General features: G+C 61.8%; 21 protein-coding genes. 7 read left to right on the plus strand and 14 right to left on the minus strand.

The genetic code is table 11. The features are described 5' to 3' along the window. Window positions 1-63: 63 nt before the first annotated feature. From GQF03_RS16830 to GQF03_RS16855, 6 genes are read right to left on the minus strand one after another with little or no spacing between them, the layout of a single operon-like run. Window positions 64-327: an HPr family phosphocarrier protein gene (locus GQF03_RS16830; RefSeq protein WP_161340465.1), complete on the minus strand. Its 264-nt coding sequence runs from the start codon at window positions 325-327 to the stop codon at window positions 64-66. A gap of 41 nt (window positions 328-368) precedes the next feature. Then, a complete protein-coding gene (locus GQF03_RS16835; protein ID WP_161340466.1) occupies window positions 369-773 on the minus strand; it encodes a PTS sugar transporter subunit IIA in 405 nt (134 codons plus the stop codon). A 42-nt stretch (window positions 774-815) separates the two neighbouring features. Next, window positions 816-1703: an RNase adapter RapZ gene (gene rapZ / locus GQF03_RS16840; protein WP_161340467.1), complete on the minus strand. Its 888-nt coding sequence runs from the start codon at window positions 1701-1703 to the stop codon at window positions 816-818. A gap of 1 nt (window position 1704) precedes the next feature. Continuing rightward, window positions 1705-2136: an HPr kinase/phosphorylase gene (locus GQF03_RS16845; RefSeq protein ID WP_161340468.1), complete on the minus strand. Its 432-nt coding sequence runs from the start codon at window positions 2134-2136 to the stop codon at window positions 1705-1707. A gap of 23 nt (window positions 2137-2159) precedes the next feature. Beyond that, window positions 2160-3833: a sensor histidine kinase gene (locus GQF03_RS16850; RefSeq protein WP_161340469.1), complete on the minus strand. Its 1674-nt coding sequence runs from the start codon at window positions 3831-3833 to the stop codon at window positions 2160-2162. A 21-nt stretch (window positions 3834-3854) separates the two neighbouring features. Beyond that, window positions 3855-4553, minus strand: coding sequence for a response regulator transcription factor (locus tag GQF03_RS16855; protein WP_161340470.1), 699 nt, complete (start codon window positions 4551-4553; stop codon window positions 3855-3857). 87 nt (window positions 4554-4640) lie between these two features. Between GQF03_RS16855 and GQF03_RS19065 the strand changes: the two genes are divergently transcribed. From GQF03_RS19065 to GQF03_RS16865, 3 genes are all read left to right on the plus strand, one after another. Beyond that, on the plus strand, window positions 4641-4763 hold the full coding sequence (locus GQF03_RS19065; RefSeq protein WP_277346427.1) for a hypothetical protein: 123 nt from the start codon (window positions 4641-4643) through the stop codon (window positions 4761-4763). Then, entirely contained in the window at window positions 4760-5482 is a 723-nt protein-coding gene (locus GQF03_RS16860; RefSeq protein ID WP_161340471.1) for a HugZ family pyridoxamine 5'-phosphate oxidase, read from the plus strand. The genes GQF03_RS19065 and GQF03_RS16860 overlap by 4 nt, the downstream gene beginning before the upstream one ends. A gap of 179 nt (window positions 5483-5661) precedes the next feature. Further along, window positions 5662-7275, plus strand: coding sequence for a phosphoenolpyruvate carboxykinase (locus GQF03_RS16865; protein WP_161340472.1), 1614 nt, complete (start codon window positions 5662-5664; stop codon window positions 7273-7275). A 54-nt stretch (window positions 7276-7329) separates the two neighbouring features. Here GQF03_RS16865 and GQF03_RS16870 read toward each other — a convergent pair whose 3' ends face one another. After that, the gene (locus tag GQF03_RS16870) at window positions 7330-8226 is read right to left on the minus strand and encodes a branched-chain amino acid ABC transporter permease (protein ID WP_161340473.1); all 897 of its coding nucleotides are present in this window, start codon (window positions 8224-8226) and stop codon (window positions 7330-7332) included. An 89-nt stretch (window positions 8227-8315) separates the two neighbouring features. Here GQF03_RS16870 and GQF03_RS16875 point away from each other — a divergent pair, with 89 nt between their 5' ends. Both GQF03_RS16875 and GQF03_RS16880 read left to right on the plus strand, forming a co-directional pair. Then, window positions 8316-8819 carry a hypothetical protein gene (locus GQF03_RS16875; RefSeq protein WP_161340474.1) on the plus strand — a complete coding sequence of 168 codons (504 nt, stop codon included), beginning with the start codon at window positions 8316-8318 and terminating at the stop codon, window positions 8817-8819. 97 nt (window positions 8820-8916) lie between these two features. Further along, complete coding sequence (locus tag GQF03_RS16880; protein WP_161340475.1) at window positions 8917-9849, plus strand: AEC family transporter; 933 nt, start codon at window positions 8917-8919, stop codon at window positions 9847-9849. 2 nt (window positions 9850-9851) lie between these two features. Here the strand turns inward: GQF03_RS16880 and GQF03_RS16885 are convergent, their stop codons facing one another. The 7 genes from GQF03_RS16885 to ubiE form a co-directional block, all read right to left on the minus strand. Next, window positions 9852-10634, minus strand: coding sequence for a HesA/MoeB/ThiF family protein (locus GQF03_RS16885; protein WP_161340476.1), 783 nt, complete (start codon window positions 10632-10634; stop codon window positions 9852-9854). A gap of 4 nt (window positions 10635-10638) precedes the next feature. Then, window positions 10639-11592, minus strand: coding sequence for a cysteine synthase A (gene cysK / locus GQF03_RS16890; RefSeq protein ID WP_161340477.1), 954 nt, complete (start codon window positions 11590-11592; stop codon window positions 10639-10641). 28 nt (window positions 11593-11620) lie between these two features. Then, complete coding sequence (locus GQF03_RS16895; RefSeq protein WP_161340478.1) at window positions 11621-12070, minus strand: RrF2 family transcriptional regulator; 450 nt, start codon at window positions 12068-12070, stop codon at window positions 11621-11623. A gap of 2 nt (window positions 12071-12072) precedes the next feature. Beyond that, window positions 12073-12537 carry a dUTP diphosphatase gene (gene dut, locus GQF03_RS16900; RefSeq protein ID WP_161340479.1) on the minus strand — a complete coding sequence of 155 codons (465 nt, stop codon included), beginning with the start codon at window positions 12535-12537 and terminating at the stop codon, window positions 12073-12075. Beyond that, window positions 12534-13742, minus strand: a complete 1209-nt coding sequence (gene coaBC / locus GQF03_RS16905; protein ID WP_161340480.1) for a bifunctional phosphopantothenoylcysteine decarboxylase/phosphopantothenate--cysteine ligase CoaBC — start codon at window positions 13740-13742, stop codon at window positions 12534-12536. Before coaBC ends, dut begins: the two co-directional genes overlap by 4 nt. Window positions 13743-13867: 125 nt before the next feature. Continuing rightward, window positions 13868-15481 carry a 2-polyprenylphenol 6-hydroxylase gene (ubiB, locus tag GQF03_RS16910; RefSeq protein ID WP_161340481.1) on the minus strand — a complete coding sequence of 538 codons (1614 nt, stop codon included), beginning with the start codon at window positions 15479-15481 and terminating at the stop codon, window positions 13868-13870. Window positions 15482-15497: 16 nt separating this feature from the next. Then, window positions 15498-16259 (minus strand): bifunctional demethylmenaquinone methyltransferase/2-methoxy-6-polyprenyl-1,4-benzoquinol methylase UbiE, encoded by a 762-nt coding sequence (gene ubiE / locus GQF03_RS16915; RefSeq protein WP_161340482.1) that lies wholly within the window; start codon window positions 16257-16259, stop codon window positions 15498-15500. 91 nt (window positions 16260-16350) lie between these two features. Between ubiE and mutM the strand changes: the two genes are divergently transcribed. After that, window positions 16351-17187: a bifunctional DNA-formamidopyrimidine glycosylase/DNA-(apurinic or apyrimidinic site) lyase gene (gene mutM, locus GQF03_RS16920; RefSeq protein ID WP_161340483.1), complete on the plus strand. Its 837-nt coding sequence runs from the start codon at window positions 16351-16353 to the stop codon at window positions 17185-17187. Between the two features lie 84 nt (window positions 17188-17271). Then, complete coding sequence (locus tag GQF03_RS16925; RefSeq protein WP_161340484.1) at window positions 17272-18048, plus strand: enoyl-CoA hydratase; 777 nt, start codon at window positions 17272-17274, stop codon at window positions 18046-18048. Window positions 18049-18140: the final 92 nt, after the last annotated feature.

Below are 18140 nucleotides of genomic sequence, written 5' to 3' on the forward strand. Positions count from 1 at the left end.
GCTTTAGCAATAGTCATATAAAGAAATATTTATATCGTTATAACGACAAATGCTGTCGAAATTTCACTCCTCGCCGAATTTGTCGGCGACCAGTTCGGTGATGGCGTCAAGGGCGGGCGCCGCCTCGGGGCCCGAGACGGTCACGGAAATGGTTGTGCCAGTGGCGGCGGCGAGCATCATCAGCCCCATGATCGACGCGCCCGACACTTCGCTCTCGCCCTTGGTCACGCGGATGTCGGCATCGAATTTCTCGGCGCATTTGACGAATTTGGCCGCGGCGCGGGCATGCAGGCCCCGGGCATTTCCGATCACCAGGTCACGCTTCATGATCACGGGCCCTGTCTCGGCAAAAGCTGGCGCGCCGCATGTTACGATTTGTCGGCGAGCAGGTGGGAGGCAACATTGATATATTTACGCCCCGATTCCTGCGCCGCGGCAACCGCATTCGCCATATTGTCCTCGGTCCGCACGCTCGCCAGCTTGATCAGCATCGGCAGGTTGACGCCGGCGATCACCTCGACATTCGCCCGCTCCATCACCGAGATCGCCAGGTTCGACGGCGTGCCGCCGAACATATCGGTCAGAATGATCACGCCGGCGCCGCTCTCGACATCGGAGACGGCCGCGAGGATGTCCTGGCGCCGCTGCTCCATATCGTCGTCCGGCCCGATCGAGATGGCGCGAACCTGTGTTTGCGGCCCGACCACATGCTCCGTCGCATTGACGAATTCTTCCGCCAGCCGGCCGTGGGTCACCAATACCATTCCGATCATATTTCCCTCATCTTCCGTTGAAATGGCACGTCTTGCTCACGTTTACGTCGTTCTGGCATCGGACAGATCGCGATGCACCAAATTTGCAAAATAACCGGATTTTACCACGAGGTCATGGATTTTTTCTGCAACACAGACAGAGCGATGCCGCCCGCCGGTGCAGCCGAAGGCGATGGTGAGATAGGATTTCCCCTCCTCCACATAGCGCGGCAGCAGCAGCAGGATCAGTTTTTCCACCTGGTCCATGAAATCGGTAAAGGCCGGATCGCGGGCGATGAAGTCCGCGACGTCGCTATCCTGGCCGGTCATCGGCCGCAGCCGGTTATCATAAAAGGGGTTTTGCAAAAACCGCACGTCGAACATCAGGTCGGCCTCCCTCGGGATGCCGTTGATATAGGAGAAGGACATCACCGTCACCGACAGCCGGGAGGAGCGTTGCAGGCTGAAATGACCGGTCAGGATGCGCTTGAGTTCGGGCAGCGACAGGTTGGTGCTGTCGATCCGGAGGCTCGCCGCATCCTTGAGCCCGGCAAGACGCTGTTTTTCCTGGCGAATTCCGTCACCGACCGGGCGATCCGCGGCCAGCGGATGGCGCCGCCGGGTTTCCGTGAAGCGGCGCTGCAACACCGCCTCGTCGCAATCCATGAAAAGCAGCCGCACCGGGTCATTGCCTTTTTCGCGCAGCTCGTCAATCACCGCCAGCACCTGCTCGGTCGAGAAACCGCGCGTCCGCAAATCGATGCCGATCGCGAGATTGGCGCCGCCGCCCTCGCCCGCCTCATCGACCATGCGCGTCAGCAGCGACAGCGGCAGGTTGTCGGCCACCTCCCAGCCCATATCCTCAAACTGGCGGAGCGCCGTGCTTTTCCCCGCGCCCGAAAGCCCGGAGACGATAACAACCTGATTTGGGGATCGATTATCGGGGTCCATGTTATTCATAGCCTGTGAGCAGCGGATCCTGTCGAAGCGCCAGCCGGACGATGGCCGCCGCCGACGCCATGAAGGGATCGAGGACGCGCCGCGGAACCTCTATTCCTTCAAATGTTTCGACATCGGCATCGGGCATGCGTTCGATGGTCTCATAGGGCCTCAAATCGAAGACGAGCGCAAGCGGAATATCCTGAACGGCGGCAAGCGGCATAAGGCCGAGGCCCCGCACTTCCAGCCGCCCCGCAATCCCGGCGGGCGCCGAGAGGAAGGCCGCGCCGTCACGGACATGGATTTCCGTATAGTCATCGGAAATAAGCTGGCCGCCGCCATCGATGAGCCGGAGCGCAAGGTCCGACTTGCCGGCACCCGAGGGCCCGCGCAACAGGACGCCCCTGCCCTCGATCGCAACGGAACTGGCGTGACATCTGATCATGCGCGGAGCCTAGATACTTGTGCCTATCTTGGCAACTTTATAAGGAACTGCGCGCCCAATATCGTGCCGTTGTCGTCGGTCCGGTTGCGGGCGGTGATGGTGCCGCCATGCGCCTCGACGATCAACCGCGAAATGCTGAGGCCAAGGCCGGAATGGCGGCCGAACCCCTCAGCCTTCGGCCGTTCGGTGTAAAAGCGGCTGAAAATGGCTTCAAGCTTGTTCTCCGGGATGCCGGGTCCGTCATCCTCGACGGAGAGCTCGACGGTTTTCTCGCGGGTTTCCAGCCGGATCACGACCCGGCCCGTCTCCGGCGAGAAGGAGATGGCGTTATCGATGAGATTGCGCAGCACCTGACCGAGGCGGCCCGGAAGCCCGTTGACGGTCACGTCCTTACTCGGCCGCTTGAAGTCGAAGGAGATGGAGCTGAACATCTGCGTCGTCCGGTAGCCGTCCAGCACGCCTTCGACCAGCTTGATCAAGTCAACCGGCACGCCTTCGGCGCGCGACAGCTCGGCATCGAGGCGGCTGGCGGCCGAGATATCGGTGATCAACCGGTCGAGCCGCTTCACATCGCTTGCGATCACCACGCGGAGTTTCTCGCGCGTTTCCTCATCCTTCACCCGTTCGAACGCCTGCACCGCGGTGCCGAGGGAGGTCAGCGGGTTTTTCAGCTCATGCGCCACGTCGGCGGCAAAGGCCTCGATCGCGTCCAGCCGGTCATAGAGCGCCGTCGTCATCGCGCGGAAGGACGCCGAGAGGTCGCCGATTTCGTCCTTGCGATCGGAAAAGTCGGGAATCACCATGCGCCGCCCGATCCCGCGCCGCACCTTGTCCGCCGCCTCGGCCAGCACATGGATCGGCGAGGCGATGGTGCGGGCAAGGAACAGCGAGAGCAGCAGGGTAATCACCAGCGTCACCGCGAAGACGATCAGGGTCGTCACCTGCGCCGAGCGCACGGCATCGTCGATGCTGCTGCCGCTTTCGGTCAGCAGCAGGCCGCCGAGAATATGCTTGAACCCCTGCACGGGCACGGACACGGAGAGCACCAGCTCCCCCTTTTGCGTTTGCCGGGTCATGCGGCCGTTATCACCATTGATGGCGGTGCCGATTTCCTGGAAATCCGCGCCGCTCGGGATCGGATTGCTCGGGAAGAGCGGATAGTCATATTTCGTCGGAAACAGCTTTTCCCAGCCGTCGTAGAGTTCCTCGAAGAAGAGGCGGACGGGGCTTTTGACCTCCGGCGGCGGCAGCTCCTCGGAGACGATATTGCGGCCCGCGGAAATCAGCCGGCGGCTGTCGGCAATCAGCACCCCCTCGCGATCAAAGAGGAGCGCCGGGGTGTTGGTGATGATGGACAGGCGCCGGAGCACCCGCTTGATCGGCAGGGAATCGAGCGTCAGATACTGCACCTGACCGTCGAGGGAGACTTCCTGAAGCGCCGCCTCGCCCAGCGCACCGGCGATCATCCGCCCGTTTGTCGTGAGCGCCTGAAACCGCGCCTCGATCAGCCCGTCGCGGAACTGGTCGAGGTATAGAATTCCGCCCGCCAGAAAAATAACGGAAAAAAGGTTGATCGCCATGATCCGGCGACCGAGGGACGAGAAGGGGCCGCGCCGCACCTTCTGTTCCTTCTCACGCTTTTCCGCTTTTCTGTCAGGAACCGATTTTCCCACATAGGGCTTGGCGTCTGCAGTCATACAGTCAGAACCGTTCCCGTGTTATTTTTCCTTGAACCGATATCCGACGCCATACAATGTTTCGATGGCGGAAAAGTCGGGGTCCGTTGCCTTGATCTTCTTGCGCAGCCGCTTGATATGGCTGTCGATTGTCCGATCATCCACATATATATTGTCATCATAGGCCGCGTCCATGAGCTGATCGCGGCTTTTTACATGACCCGGGCGCAGCGCCAGCGCATGCAGCAGCATGAACTCGGTCACCGTCAGGGTCACTTCCTTGCCGTCCCAGAAGCACGCATGCCGCACGCTGTCGAGTTTCAGCTTGCCGCGCAGCAGGATATCTTCCTCGCCTTCGCCCGGGCTTTCCTTGCCGGCGCCGTGACGCCGCAGGACCGTGCGGATCCGCTCGACCAGCAGGCGCTGCGAGAAGGGTTTGCGGATATAATCGTCGGCGCCCATCTTGAGGCCGAGAAATTCGTCGATCTCGTCATCCTTGGAGGTCAGGAAGATCACCGGCAGGCTGCTGGTGCGGCGCAGCCGGTTGAGCAGCTCCATCCCGTCCATGCGCGGCATCTTGATGTCCAGCACGGCGAGATCCGGCGGGCTGTCGGCGAGGCCCTTGAGCGCCTCCTCCCCGTCGGAATATTTATCCACCTCGAACCCTTCGCTTTCGAGAAGGATTGAAACGGTGGTCAGGATATTCTGGTCGTCATCGACCAGGGCTACTTTCGTGGCCATGTCAGTCCCCAGAGTCATGTCATCACCTTATTCTATGATCTGTCGCCGGTAATTGCCATCTACATTTCGTCAAAATAAGGCAAGAGAATGTCCAAGCCGAAAATAGCGGGCCGCCGCCATCAAAAAACCTTGTTCTCCGCCGATTTTATTCCACGGGGAGAAAAAATACCTTTTGCATTTCGCGGCGAATTCCGCAAAACAGACGCATGATGGATTCGGCAACAACAGATGCCCGCGCGGCAACGGTGCGAAAACTGCTCCGGACGGCGACCACCGCGTCGCTGGCCACCGCCATGCCGACCGGCGCGCAGCCCTATGCGTCGCTGGTGCTGATGGCGACGGACCCGCAGGCGCGGCCGCTGCTGCTGCTTTCCGATCTCGCCGTTCACAGCAAGAATATCGCGGCAGGCCCGGCTGTCTCGCTGCTGATCGCGGAGGATCCGGCGGATCGCGACCCGCTGACCCTGCCGCGCATCTCCCTTGAAGGATCGCTGCGCAAGGTCGAGGACAGCGGCCTGTTAGCGCGCTACGTCAACCGCTATCCCTCGGCCCGCGATTTCGCCGGCTTTCGCGATTTCAATTTATACCGGATGGAGGTCGCGCGCGCGCATCTGGTTGCCGGATTCGGCGACATTCACTGGATTGACGCGCGTGATTTCCTTCTCGACCCGGGTTTTCCCACCGATATCGATGTCGAGAGCGATATTATCGAGCATATGAACAAAGATCATGCGGATGCCGTGCAGACGCTGGCTGCCGCCGCCGGGCCGGAACCGGACGGAGCCTTTGAAATGTGCGGCGTTGACCGCGACGGCATCGATCTGCGCTGCGGCTGGCGCTACCGGCGGATTCTTTTCGACGCGCCGGTTTCAACCCCGGGCGACGTCCGGAAAAGCCTTGTCAGGATGCTGAATAACGAAAGAAATTAACAATATTTTTAACTGTTGGGTATTAAGTAGCATAAATCTAAGGGAAATTTGTAACAGCCGCGAAAAAAGCGGGATCGGGAGTCAGTTTTTTGGTGATAGTTATGTTGCGCCGGTATATCAAGCAACATATTCTGTAACGAAACGCCTGAAAACGGGCCCTCTTTATACAGCACTGGAGAATGAATGTGGAGCAGTTAGGACCCCATAAGAGCAATTATGGGCTTGAGACGAATGGTCTTGGAAATGTCGGCAAGGCATACTGGAATCTGTCAACGCCAGCCCTTTATCAGGAAGCCCTCACCCGCGGAGAGGCTTCTCTTGCCGCCGGCGGGCCTCTCGTCGCCCTGACCGGCCAGCATACCGGCCGCTCCGCCAATGACAAATTCATCGTCGAGGAGCCGAGCAGCCAGAAGGATATCTGGTGGGGCAAGGTCAACAAACCGATCCAGGCGGACAAGTTCGCCGCCCTGCACCAGAAAATGTGCGACTATCTCGCCGGGAAGGACGTTTTTGTTCAGGATTGCTACGCCGGCGCCGATGCGGCGCACCGCCTGCCCGTCCGGATCATCACCGAATGCGCGTGGCACAATCTCTTTGCCCGCAACATGTTTATACAGCCAAAGGCCAGTGAGCTGGCGAATTTCAAGCCGGAATTCACGGTGTTGCAGGTTCCCTCCTTCGAGGCGGACCCCGCCGTTGACGGCACCCGCTCGGAAGTGTTCGTCCTCGCGGATTTCGCGAAAAAGCTGGTGATTATCGGCGGCACTTCCTATGCCGGCGAGATCAAGAAATCGGTTTTCTCCATTCTCAACTACCTGCTTCCGGCAAAAGATGTGCTGCCGATGCATTGCTCCGTCAATGTCAGCGACGAAGGGAACTCCAGTGTCTTCTTCGGCCTGTCTGGCACCGGCAAGACCACTTTGTCCGCCGACGCCAGCAAGATGCTGATCGGCGATGACGAGCATGGCTGGTCCGATGACGGCGTCTTCAACTTCGAAGGCGGCTGCTACGCCAAGGTGATCAAGCTCTCCAAGGAAGCGGAGCCGGAAATCTTCGAGACGACGCGCCGCTTCGGCACGGTGCTTGAAAATGTGGTGATGGACCCGGCGACCGGCGAGCTCGACCTCGACGACAACCGCTATACGGAAAATACCCGCGCCTCCTACCCGATCGACTTTATCCCCAACGCCTCCGATACCGGCGTTGCCGGCAATCCGACCAATGTGGTGATGCTGACGGCGGACGCCTTCGGCGTGCTGCCCCCGATCTCGAAGCTGACGCCGGAACAGGCGATGTACCACTTCCTGTCGGGCTATACCGCGAAGCTGGCCGGCACGGAAAAGGGCCTTGGCAACGAGCCGCAGGCGACCTTCTCCACCTGCTTCGGCGCGCCGTTCATGCCGCGGCATCCGGCGGTCTACGCCAAGCTTCTCGGCGAGAAGATCGCCAAACATGGAGTGAATTGCTGGCTGGTCAACACCGGCTGGACCGGCGGTGTCTACGGCACCGGCCACCGCATGCCGATCGCTCATACCCGCGCGCTTGTCAATGCCGCGCTCGACGGGACGCTGGCCGCGGTGGAAACCGAGAAGGACCCCTTCTTCGGTCTCGCCATGCCGACCTCCTGCCCGGGCGTGCCCTCCGATATTCTCAACCCGCGCAATACCTGGGCGGACAAGACGGCCTATGACGCGAAGGCGAAAGACCTCGTCTCCCGCTTTATCGAGAATTTCGAGCAGTTCACCGATTATGTCGAGGATGATGTGTTGCAGTCGGCGCCGAAAATCGCCTGACGCGCAGCCTCCCGACCACCCCATGAAACCCGGCCCCATCGGCCGGGTTTTTTATTACCGCGCCCGCAATCCTTCCGGTTTCAGCACCAGCACCAGCGTCAGCGCGCAGAAGGCCGCGACGTCGCGATAGGCAAGATCGAGATAGGCGGACCAGAAGGTCTCGAACAGGGCGAGCGCGGCGGAGGCGATCAGCGCCCCGGTGAGCGAGCGAAGCCCGCCGATCACCGCGATAAACATGGTTTTCAGGCCGATCACCGTGCCCATCACGAAACTCGCGCTCCCGTAGAGCAGCGCGATCAGCGATCCGCCAAGCGCGGCGGCAAGGCTCGCCAGCACGAAGGAGGCCGCGAGGATCAGCGGGATATTCGCGCCGCAGAGCGCCGCCATATGCAGATCCTCCGCGCAGGCCCGCCAGTAAACGCCGAAGCGGTGCCGCTTCATCAACAGGATAAGCATGACGACAACGGCGAACGCGACGGTGACCGCCACGATCTGCAGCGCCGTTATCTGGACCGGGAATTCTCCGGCGCCGGCGAGCGAAACCGGGTCGGCGAAGATCGGGCGGAGCCAGAGTTCCCGGGAGTTGTTGATTAGCCGCATGGTCTCCTCCAGCACAATGGCAATCGCGATGGTCGCGATCAGCATGGCCTGCACGGGCCGGGCGACAAGCCGCCGGAGCGCAAGATGATGCAGCGAGAACCCGAGAAGCGTCGTATTGGCAAGGGCAATCACGACGCCGGCGAGAACCACGGCGAGCAGCGGCCAGAAGGTCACCCCTTCCAGCAGCGAGATCATCATGATCGTGACATAGGCCGCCCACATGGCAATGGCGCCGAAGGCGAGGTTGATGCGATTCGTCACGCCGTAAAACAGCACAAAAGCCGCCGACAGCAACGCATAGATTGCCGTTACCTGCACCGCATTCAACAGCTGCTGAAAAACGTAAAGCATGGACAGGCCGGGACGGCTCCTTCGGATGATGGACAGGACCAGGCGTGAAGCGTATCATAATTGCATGGCGACGCAGGGAGAATTTCGCAATGAGGATCAAGGCGGCGGTGTTGCTGATGGCGGGGATGCTGCTGGCAGGATGCGGCGACGATCCCGGCACGCCCTATCTCGAGTTCACCGGCGGCGGCTTCATCTTCAACTACCGCATCGGCGAGGCGTTCTACGGATTTGTCGTGAAACCCCACCGCGAGATACCGGAAGGCACTGAAATCATTGCGGAATTCGAAGACCCGGCCGGCGGGGACCCGATCATCGTCACGGCCCTCGCCAAGCCGTCGCAGCTGCAATATATGTTCCGCACGCCCGGCGTTCAGGGTGTCGTCAAGGACCGCCCCTACAAGGTCTCCGTCAGCCTGAAGGAACCGGGAACCGGGGAGACGCTCGCCGTTTATTCCAAAGAATTCAAGTCCAGCATGGACCAGTCCGACCTTCCCGGTGTTGCGCTCACCGTCGGCCCCGGATATCATCCGAACCCGGCGCTTTTCGACGCGGGCGAGAAGGCCTTCGTCATACCGAAAGCGGGCAAGCACTAAAACCGACAGTATTCCGCCGGCGGACCGGCGGGCGATCGACCACACAGCGGGCCGGCGGAGAACCGAAGCCTGAAAATAAACAGGGGACAAAAACGACATGTGGGCGATATCGCTTTCCGTGCTGCCGATATTCCTGTTGCTTGTTCTTGGCAACCTGCTGCGCCGGAACGGGTTTCCGGGCGGCGATTTCTGGCATCACGCGGACCGGATGGTCTATTGGGTGCTGTTCCCGGCCCTGTTATTCTACAATACAACGACCGCGCCGTTCAGCGATGACCTCGTGGGCAGCTACGCCCTTGCCCTGCTGGGTGGTCTTGCGGTGACCGGTCTTGCGTCGCTGCTGATCGTCCGGATATTCCGTATTGACCGCCGCATCGGCGGCGCGGTGTTTCAGGGCGCGGCGCGGCACAACACCTTTATCGCCTTTGCGGTTGCCGACTATCTGTTCGGGCCGGAGGGGCTTTTGCTTGCCGCCGTCGCCACCGCCGTCCTTGTGCCACCGACCAATCTGTTCTGCGTGACCGTTCTGGTTACCTATCAGGGCCGGACCGGCAGCCACTCGCTCAAGCGGCGGCTGATCGGGGAAATCGCCCGTAATCCGCTGCTGATCGCCATCGCCATCGGCGCCTTTCTCAATTTTTCCGGGATCGGCCCCCTGCCCGTCATCAGCAATTTTGCCGGGCTTCTGGCAAAGGCCGCCCTGCCCTTCGCTCTCCTGTGCGTCGGCGCCGGCCTGAAGATCAAGGCAATCCATACCGGCGCGACCTATGTCCTGATCTCTACGGTTCTGAAACTTGTGCTGTTCCCGCTGGTTATCGCCGGCGCGGCCATCGCCACGGGGATGGAGGGGGTTGCGGCGATGATCCTGATCATCTACGGCACGATTCCGACGGCCAGTTCCGGCTATGCGCTGGCAAAGCTACTTGGCGCGGATGCGGAAGTGATGGCCGGAATCATTACCATCCAGACCATAATCTCCATGATCACCCTGCCCCTGTCGCTCACCCTCGCCGCCGCCTATTTCATGTAAGGCTACGATAACCCGGTGATCGACGGGCTGTTGCCGCAGAGCGGGCAGTTTGGATCGCGGGGAACCTTGATCTTTCGGAATTCGGCGGCCAATGCGTCGTACAGCAGGAGGCGGCCCGAGAGCCCCTCCCCGATGCTGAGCAGTTCTTTTACCGCCTCCACCGCCTGGACCGATCCGACCACACCGGCGAGCGCGCCGAGGACCCCCGCCTCCCCGCAGGTCTGCGCCACATCGGGCGGCGGCGGCACGGGAAACAGGCAGCGATAACAGGGATTCGCGCCCTCCTCATAGGCCTTGAAGGTGGTGATCTGCCCGTCGAACTGCAAAATCGCCCCGGAAACCAGGGGTTTTTTGCCGAAATAGCAGGCATCATTGAGCAGGAAGCGGGTTTCGGAATTATCGGTCCCGTCCGTCACCAGATCATAACCCGCGATGATCCGCGCGGCGTTGTCCGCCGTCAGCCGTTCCTTATGCGCGATCACCGTCACGTCCGGATTGAGGCGGGCGACGGACTGGGCTGCGCTTTCCACCTTCGACGCGCCGATATCCGCCGTGCCATGGGCGATCTGCCGCTGCAGATTGGAGAGATCCACCGCATCGTCATCGATGATCCCGAGGGTGCCGACCCCCGCCGCCGCAAGATAGAGCGCGAGCGGCGAGCCCAGCCCCCCTGCCCCGACGATCAGGATTTTCGATCTGAGAAGTTTCTGCTGACCCGCGCCACCGATCTCGCGCAGGATGATATGGCGGGCGTAGCGGTCGAGCTGGTCATCGCTGAGCGCCATGGCGTCACAGACCGTCGAACAGCGCGGTCGTGAGATACCTTTCGGCGAAGGACGGGATGACGACGACGATGGTCTTGCCCTCCATTTCCTTGCGCTCGGCGATTTCCAGCGCCGCCGCAACCGCCGCGCCGGAGGAAATGCCGACGGGAATACCCTCAAGCCGCGCCACCTCGCGGGCGGTTTCAAAGGCGGTCTCGTTGCCGATGGTCAAAATTTCGTCGATCAGGCTTTCATCGAGGTTTTTCGGCGAAAATCCGGCGCCGATGCCCTGGATCTTATGCGGACCCGGTTGCCCGCCGGACAGGACGGGGCTGTCCTCCGGTTCCACCGCGACGATGCGGATCCCCGGGTTTTTCGCCTTCAGGAAGCCGCCGACGCCGGTCAGGGTTCCGCCCGTGCCGACCCCCATGACGACCACATCAACCTTGCCCTGCGTATCTTCCCAGATTTCCTCGGCGGTGGTGACCCGGTGAATGGCCGGATTGGCGGGATTTTCGAACTGCTGCGGGATGACCGCATCGCCGATCTGCTTCTTCAGCTCCTCCGCCCGGGCGATCGCCCCGTCCATGCCCTTGGCCGCGTCGGTCAGCTCGAGATTGGCGCCGAGCAGCTTCAGCATCTTGCGCCGCTCTATCGACATGCTCTCGGGCATGACCAGCGTCAGGTGATATCCCTTCGCCGCGCAGACGAAGGCGAGGCCGATCCCGGTATTGCCCGACGTCGGCTCGATAATCGCCGTATTTTCCTTGATCAGGCCCGCCTCTTCCATCGCCTCGATCATGGCGGCGGCGATGCGGTCCTTGACCGAAGCGAGGGGATTGAAAAACTCCAGCTTGAGGAGGATATTCACCTTCGCCGGCAGGTCGGCGGCGATGCGGCGCGCCCGCACGAGAGGCGTTGCGCCAATGGTGTCAACGATCGAGTCATAGATTTTTCCGCGCGGGGGATCATTTTTCATTTATCTTCTCAACGTCTTGTTTTTTAACCTATATTTCGAAATGCGAGCCGTCGCTTGGCGCCTCCACCCGGCCCTTTTTCATGGCCCGCTGACAGAGGTCCTCAAGCGTTACGCTGTCAAGCTCCGCAAGCAGGCTGGCCTGGGCATCGTTCCAGAGCGGGCCGACGACTTTCTGCCCGATCTCGGAGGTGAAAATCTGCGCCTCCTCCTCCGCTTCCGCGGCGCTGATCACCCGGATGACATCGCCCGCCGTGATCCGCCGCCGCTCCCGCGCGAGCCGGTAGCCGCCGCGCGGGCCGCGCACGCCTTTCAGGATGCCGCCATGCACGAGCTGTTGCATCACCTGCTCGAGATAGCGCAGCGGAATCCCCTGCCGTTTGGTGATTTCCTTCGATTGCACCGGGTCGGGACGGGCGTTGAAGGCGATATCGACCACCGCCTCCAGTGCATAGAGCATTTTTTTCGGCAGATGCAGCATGGTCAGCCCGCCTTTTCCGCAACGCCGGTGGAGCCGAAGCCGCCCTCGCCGCGCGCCGTCTCGTCAAGGCTGGCGACTTCGCGCCAGGACGCCTGCAATACCGGCGCGATCACCAACTGCGCGATCCGGTCGCCGCGCCCGATGACAAAGGTTTCCTCCCCCGTATTCAGGAGGATGATCCCGACCTCGCCCCGGTAATCGGCATCGATGGTGCCCGGGCTGTTGGGCAGCGTAATGCCCTTTTTCAGCGCAAGACCGGAGCGCGGGCGAACCTGCGCCTCGAACCCTGTCGGCAGCGCCATCTTGAAGCCCGTCGGGATCAGCGCCCGGCCGCCCGGCGGAATTTCGACAGGCGCCTCGACGGCGGCGCGGATATCCATGCCGGCGCTGTCCGCTGTCTCGTAGGACGGCAGCGGCAGGCTTTCGCCATGGGGCAGGCGGGTGATCGAGATTGTTACGTCAGTCATACATCAACACCTTGAAAAAACGTCGTTATTCGGGCCGCGAGGTCGCGCGCGACGGCGTCCTTGCTCTGCTTCGGCCAATCCTCGACCCCCTCGCGGGTCAGCAGGAACACATGGTTCTCGTCACCGCCGAAGGTGCCGGTTCCGGTCCCGACATCGTTGGCGACGATCCAGTCGCAGCCCTTGCGGGCGAGCTTTGCCTTGCCGTTCTCGATGATCGCCTCGGTCTCCGCCGCGAAGCCGACCACCAGCGCGGGACGGCCCTGCGTCAGCGCGCTGACCGTTGCCAGGATATCGGGATTTTCGGCAAGCGACAGGCTGGGGAGCCGGCCTTCTTTCTTCTTGATCTTCTGGTCCGCCTCGCTGGCCACCCGCCAGTCGGCGACGGCGGCCGCGAAAATCGCCGCATCGACGGGAAGCGCGGCCTCGCAGGCGGCCAGCATGTCGTTTGCGGATTCAACATTCTGCCGGGTCACGCCGCGCGGGGAGTCAAGGCGGGTCGGGCCGGAGACAAGCACCACCTCCGCCCCGAGATCGGCGAGCGCCGCGGCAATGGCGTAGCCCTGCTTGCCCGACGACCGGTTGGCGATATAGCGGACCGGGTCGATGGGCTCATGGGTCGGACCGGCGGTCACGAGCATTTTCCGCCCCCGGAGGGGCTTTTCGGCGTTATGTTGAAAAAAATCGGTGATGGCGGCGCAAATCGCCTCCGGTTCGGACATCCGGCCCGGCCCGTATTCCCCGCAGGCCATGTCGCCTTCATCCGGGCCGATGGTCATTATCCCGTCCGCCGTCAGGGTCCGCAAATTGCGCTGCGTCGCCGGATGCTGCCACATGCGGACATTCATCGCCGGGGCGATCAGCACCGGCTTGTCGGTCGCGAGCAGGGCGGTCGTGGCAAGATCATTCGCCTGTCCCGTCGCCATTTTCGCCATCAGATCCGCCGTCGCCGGGGCGACAACGAGAAGATCGGCGCTGCGCGAGAGCTGGATATGGCCCATTTCGGCCTCGTCCGTCAGGGAAAACAAGTCGTCATAGACCTTCTCGCCGGTGAGCGAGGCAACGGAAAGGGGGGTTACGAATTCCTTGGCCGCCGCCGTCAGAATGGCGCGGCTGCGAATGCCCTGTTTGGAGAGCAGGCGGATCAGCTCCAGCGACTTGAACGCCGCGATCCCGCCGCCAATGATCAGCAGTACAGACTTATTCATGCTATTTGCGCCCAAAATGAAGCATTCCCCATATTTTACTGATCTTTTCTGTAAAAAATAAATATTCCGCAGGCGTCAGGCAAGCTAATTCTTGACCGGGGCGGGAATTAATCTGCCGCGGCGCCTTACGCGGCGAGCAGCAGTATCCAGGCGGCGAGGGCGCCAAGGACGACGCCGGCGACAAGGTAACCGGCGCGATTGCGACGCTCCGCCGCCGCGGTTTCCCCGGCATCGGCAGCCTGATCGAGCGCCTTTTCCCGCGCCTCAAGCTCCGTCAGCAGGTCATCGGCCTTGGTCACGATGGCGGGAATTTTGCGCAGCAGGGCGATGCCGTCTTTCACGATATCGGCGGCCTGCGCCTCGATGCCCATATTCTCGCGCATCCAGTGCGCGACGGTCGGTTCCGCCGATTCCCAGAAATTGATCTCCGCATTGAGGCTTTGGGCGACGCCCTCGGCGGTCACCATCGTTTTCTGCAGGAGCAGGAGCTGCGGCTGCGTCTCCATCTCGAAGGTTTCCGTAATCTGGAACAGCTGCACCAGCAGCCGGGCGATGGAGATTTCACTGACCGGCCGCCCGAGGATGGGCTCACCGATGGAGCGGCAGGCCTGCGCAAAGCTCGCGAGGGACTTGTGCGGCGGCACGTAGCCGGCCTCGAAATGCACCTCCGCCGCCCGCAGGTAATCGCGGGTGAGGAAGGCATGCAGCATTTCCGCCATGAACAGCCGCGTCTCCCGGCTCATCCGGCCCATGATGCCGAAATCGACGGCGACAAGACGCCCGTCCGCCGTCACGAACAGGTTGCCGTGATGCATGTCCGCATGGAAAAAGCCGTCGCGCAGAACCTGATGGAGGAAAACCCGGATGACATTGTCGGCAAGGGCGTTCAGGTCATGCCCGGCGGCGACCAGCTCGTCCTTCTTGGAGATGCTGATCCCCTCGATCCGGCTTTGCGTCATCACCCGCTTGGCCGTCCGCTGCCAGTCGATTTCCGGCACGTCGAATTCGGGATCTTCGGCGAAATTTTCGGCCATTTCGGAGGCCGCCGCCGCCTCAAGGCGCAAATCCATCTCCAGCTCGACGGAATCGGCCATGGTTTCGACGATTTTCGTCAGCCGGAGGCGGCGGAAATGCGGCTGATAGCGTTCGACGAGCCCGGCAAGCCAGAAGAAGAGCCGCAAATCCTGCTCGAACGCCTCCTCGATCCCCGGGCGGAGGATCTTGACGGCGACATCGCGGAGAATTTCCTCCGTCGCGTCCGGATCCTCGTCCGTCGGGGCAGGGACCGTTTCGCGGACTTTGGCGAAATGCACCTGGGCGATGGAGGCGGCGGCGACCGGCGCGGGATTGAACTCGGCGAACAGCTCCTCAAGCGGGGTCTGGAGTTCATATTCGATGGTTTCGCGGGCCTTCTCGAAGGGGAAGGGCGGCAGGCGGTCCCGCAGATTGCCGAGATCGAGCACCATATCCTCGCCGATCAGGTCGGCGCGCACGGAGAGCGCCTGGCCGAGCTTGATAAAACTCGGGCCCAGCTCCTGCAGGGCATTGGCGAGCCGTTCCCCGTCGCGAAGATCCTTGCTGCGGGTGGCGCCGAGGGCGAACAGCGGCATGATCTTGCGAAGCGCCACGAGATAGAAGGGCAGGCGTTCCAGTTTATCCAGGAAGAAGAGGGCGTCATGACGCGCCATCGTCCGGGCAACGAAGAGCAGCCGCAGGGAATTTTTGAATGTCCTGATCACGAAGTTCCGCTCCTACTCAGAGCCGCCAGGCCGAATGCAATGCCGCGATGCCGCCGGAAAGACGGCGATACTTGACCTGTCCGAATCCCGCCTCGCGCAGCATCTCGGCGAAGCGGTCGGCATCCGGAAACAGGCGGATGCTTTCCACCAGATACTGATAGGAGGGCTTGTCCTTGGCGACAAGGCCGCCGATCTCCGGCAGCAGCTTGAAGGAATAGAAATCATAAAATTCCTTGAGGGCCGGGGCCTCGACCTTGCTGAATTCGAGACAGAGAAAGCGCCCGCCGGGCTTCAGCACGCGATACGCCTCCCGGAGTGCCTTCGGAATGTCGGTCACGTTGCGAATGCCGAAGGCGATGGTATAGGCATCGACCGATTTGTCGGGAAGGGGGAGGGACTGCGCATCGCCGTTCACCCAGTCGAGACCGGTCAACCGCCCCTGATCGATGGCGCGGTCCTGCCCGACGCTCAGCATCGCATGGTTGATGTCAAGGACGGTCACCCGTCCGTCACCCTCCACCGCATCGAGAAAGCGAAAGGCGATATCGCCGGTGCCGCCGGCCACATCCAGCAGATGCTGGCCCTTTCGCGGCATCAGCCAGTCGATCATCGCCGATTTCCACAATCGGTGGACGCCGCCGCTCATCAGGTCGTTCATCAGGTCGTAATTTTCCGCGACGCTGTCGAAAACACCGCGCACGAGGCCCGCTTTCTCGTCCTTCGGGACTTCGCGAAAGCCGAAATGTGTGCTGTCCGATGAATTGTCCGATGCCGTCATAGCGCAATCCGTCCGCCCGTTGAAATCACCGCCCCTGTTTGGGCGAAACAAGAGCATAGCGCAAGGGGTAAAATAAGGCTACTGTCGCGCCATGCCTGAACTGCCCGAAGTCGAAACCGTCTGCCGAGGACTTGCCGATGCGCTGATCGGCGACCGCTTCACCGCCGTGACCTTGCGGCGGGAAAACCTGCGCTTTCCGTTTGCCGACGGATTCGCGGCGGCGCTGACCGGCCGCAGGATCGAGGCGATCCGCCGACGCGCGAAATATATCCTGATGAGCCTCGAGGGCGGGACGGTGATGATCGGCCATCTCGGCATGTCGGGAAGTTTCCGCATCGAGCCCGCGCCCGACCCGCAAAGCCCGCTCGACAAGCATGACCATGTGATTTTCGAAACCGAGCGGGGCCTGCGGGTGCGCTATCACGATCCGCGCCGGTTCGGCTTCATGCTGCTCACAAGCGGCGATCTGCTGGACAGCCATCCGCAGCTTGCCGGGATCGGGCCCGAACCGCTCGGCAATGAATTCAGCGGGCCCGTGCTCGCCGACCGGCTTCGCGGGCGGAAATCCCCGATCAAGACCGCGCTTCTCGATCAGACGGTGGTGGCCGGGGTCGGCAATATCTATGCCTGCGAGGCGCTGCACCGGAGCGGCATCTCACCGAGGCGCCTGGCGGAAAACGTGACGGGGCGGCGGGCCGACCTTCTCGCCGCGGCCATCCGCACGGTGCTGGAGGAGGCGATCCTCTCCGGCGGCTCCACGTTGCGCAACTACAGCCATACGACGGGGGAGCTCGGCTATTTCCAGCATCGCTTTCTCGTCTATGACAAGGAAGGCGGCGCCTGCGCGAAGGATGGCTGCGGCGGCACGATCCGGCGAATCACCCAGTCGGGCCGCTCAACCTTTTACTGCCCGAAATGCCAGCGCTAGATCCCCAAGCTTTGACTGGACAACGCGCCCGGCTTGAACATAATGGGCGCAAATTACACATCCCATGAACAACAGGAATTCCCCATGGCCTATAATAATATTGTCATCGATACAAAAGGCGCCGTCGGCATTATCCGCCTGGACCGGCCGAAGGCGCTGAACGCCCTCTGCGCCGAGCTTTTCATCGAGCTTGCCGACGCCCTCGACAAGTTCGAGGCGGATGAGGCAATCGGCGCCGTCGTCCTGACCGGGTCCGACAAGGCCTTCGCCGCCGGGGCCGACATCCTCGAGATGCAGCCCAAGACCTATATGGATGTCTACAAGACCAATTTCCTGTGCAATGAATCGGAGCGGCTTGCCACCTTCCGCAAGCCCGTCATCGCGGCGGTTGCCGGATACGCCCTTGGCGGCGGCTGCGAGATCGCGATGATGTGCGACTTTATCCTCGCCGCCGACAATGCCCAGTTCGGCCAGCCGGAAATCAAGCTCGGCACCATTCCGGGCCTTGGCGGCACCCAGCGCCTGACCCGCGCCGTCGGCAAATCGAAGGCGATGGAGATGTGCCTCACCGGCCGGATGATGGGCGCCGAGGAGGCGGAGCGCGCCGGCCTCGTCAGCCGGATCGTCCCGCTCGCCGATCTGATGGATGAAGCCGTCAAGGTCGCGGGCGAAATCGCCAAGCTGTCGCAGCCGATCGTCATGATGTGCAAGGAGAGCGTCAACAAGGCCTATGAGACGACCCTCAGGGAGGGAATCATGTTCGAGCGGCGGGTCTTTCATTCGACTTTCTCGACGGAGGACCAGAAAGAGGGCATGTCCGCCTTCGCCGAAAAGCGCTCACCGAACTTCAAGAACCGGTAATCGACCGCGATTCCGGGGAAAAATACGCGCCGTCCGGGCCGGATAGGCCGTTTTTTGCGGATTCCGGCCGAGAATGCATATTCTTCTGTTGA

It is taken from the genome of Sneathiella chungangensis (assembly GCF_009882935.1).
Lineage (GTDB): Bacteria > Pseudomonadota > Alphaproteobacteria > Sneathiellales > Sneathiellaceae > Sneathiella > Sneathiella chungangensis.

What these genes read in the sequence shown, in the direction of transcription:
- coaBC (WP_161340480.1), bottom strand. Translation starts at nt 13,742, where the DNA reads ATGAATAAGTCTGTACTGCTGATCATTGGCGGCGGGATCGCGGCGTTC.
- GQF03_RS16895 (WP_161340478.1), bottom strand. Translation starts at nt 12,070, where the DNA reads ATGCTGCATCTGCCGAAAAAAATGCTCTATGCACTGGAGGCGGTGGTC.
- GQF03_RS19065 (WP_277346427.1), top strand. Translation starts at nt 4,641, where the DNA reads ATGTCCAAGCCGAAAATAGCGGGCCGCCGCCATCAAAAAACCTTGTTC.
- GQF03_RS16875 (WP_161340474.1), top strand. Translation starts at nt 8,316, where the DNA reads ATGAGGATCAAGGCGGCGGTGTTGCTGATGGCGGGGATGCTGCTGGCA.
- ubiE (WP_161340482.1), bottom strand. Translation starts at nt 16,259, where the DNA reads ATGACGGCATCGGACAATTCATCGGACAGCACACATTTCGGCTTTCGC.
- GQF03_RS16925 (WP_161340484.1), top strand. Translation starts at nt 17,272, where the DNA reads ATGGCCTATAATAATATTGTCATCGATACAAAAGGCGCCGTCGGCATT.
- GQF03_RS16830 (WP_161340465.1), bottom strand. Translation starts at nt 327, where the DNA reads ATGAAGCGTGACCTGGTGATCGGAAATGCCCGGGGCCTGCATGCCCGC.
- dut (WP_161340479.1), bottom strand. Translation starts at nt 12,537, where the DNA reads ATGACTGACGTAACAATCTCGATCACCCGCCTGCCCCATGGCGAAAGC.
- GQF03_RS16845 (WP_161340468.1), bottom strand. Translation starts at nt 2,136, where the DNA reads ATGATCAGATGTCACGCCAGTTCCGTTGCGATCGAGGGCAGGGGCGTC.
- mutM (WP_161340483.1), top strand. Translation starts at nt 16,351, where the DNA reads ATGCCTGAACTGCCCGAAGTCGAAACCGTCTGCCGAGGACTTGCCGAT.
- GQF03_RS16880 (WP_161340475.1), top strand. Translation starts at nt 8,917, where the DNA reads ATGTGGGCGATATCGCTTTCCGTGCTGCCGATATTCCTGTTGCTTGTT.
- GQF03_RS16835 (WP_161340466.1), bottom strand. Translation starts at nt 773, where the DNA reads ATGATCGGAATGGTATTGGTGACCCACGGCCGGCTGGCGGAAGAATTC.
- rapZ (WP_161340467.1), bottom strand. Translation starts at nt 1,703, where the DNA reads ATGGACCCCGATAATCGATCCCCAAATCAGGTTGTTATCGTCTCCGGG.
- cysK (WP_161340477.1), bottom strand. Translation starts at nt 11,592, where the DNA reads ATGAAAAATGATCCCCCGCGCGGAAAAATCTATGACTCGATCGTTGAC.
- GQF03_RS16870 (WP_161340473.1), bottom strand. Translation starts at nt 8,226, where the DNA reads ATGCTTTACGTTTTTCAGCAGCTGTTGAATGCGGTGCAGGTAACGGCA.
- GQF03_RS16865 (WP_161340472.1), top strand. Translation starts at nt 5,662, where the DNA reads ATGAATGTGGAGCAGTTAGGACCCCATAAGAGCAATTATGGGCTTGAG.
- GQF03_RS16860 (WP_161340471.1), top strand. Translation starts at nt 4,760, where the DNA reads ATGATGGATTCGGCAACAACAGATGCCCGCGCGGCAACGGTGCGAAAA.
- GQF03_RS16885 (WP_161340476.1), bottom strand. Translation starts at nt 10,634, where the DNA reads ATGGCGCTCAGCGATGACCAGCTCGACCGCTACGCCCGCCATATCATC.
- GQF03_RS16850 (WP_161340469.1), bottom strand. Translation starts at nt 3,833, where the DNA reads ATGACTGCAGACGCCAAGCCCTATGTGGGAAAATCGGTTCCTGACAGA.
- GQF03_RS16855 (WP_161340470.1), bottom strand. Translation starts at nt 4,553, where the DNA reads ATGGCCACGAAAGTAGCCCTGGTCGATGACGACCAGAATATCCTGACC.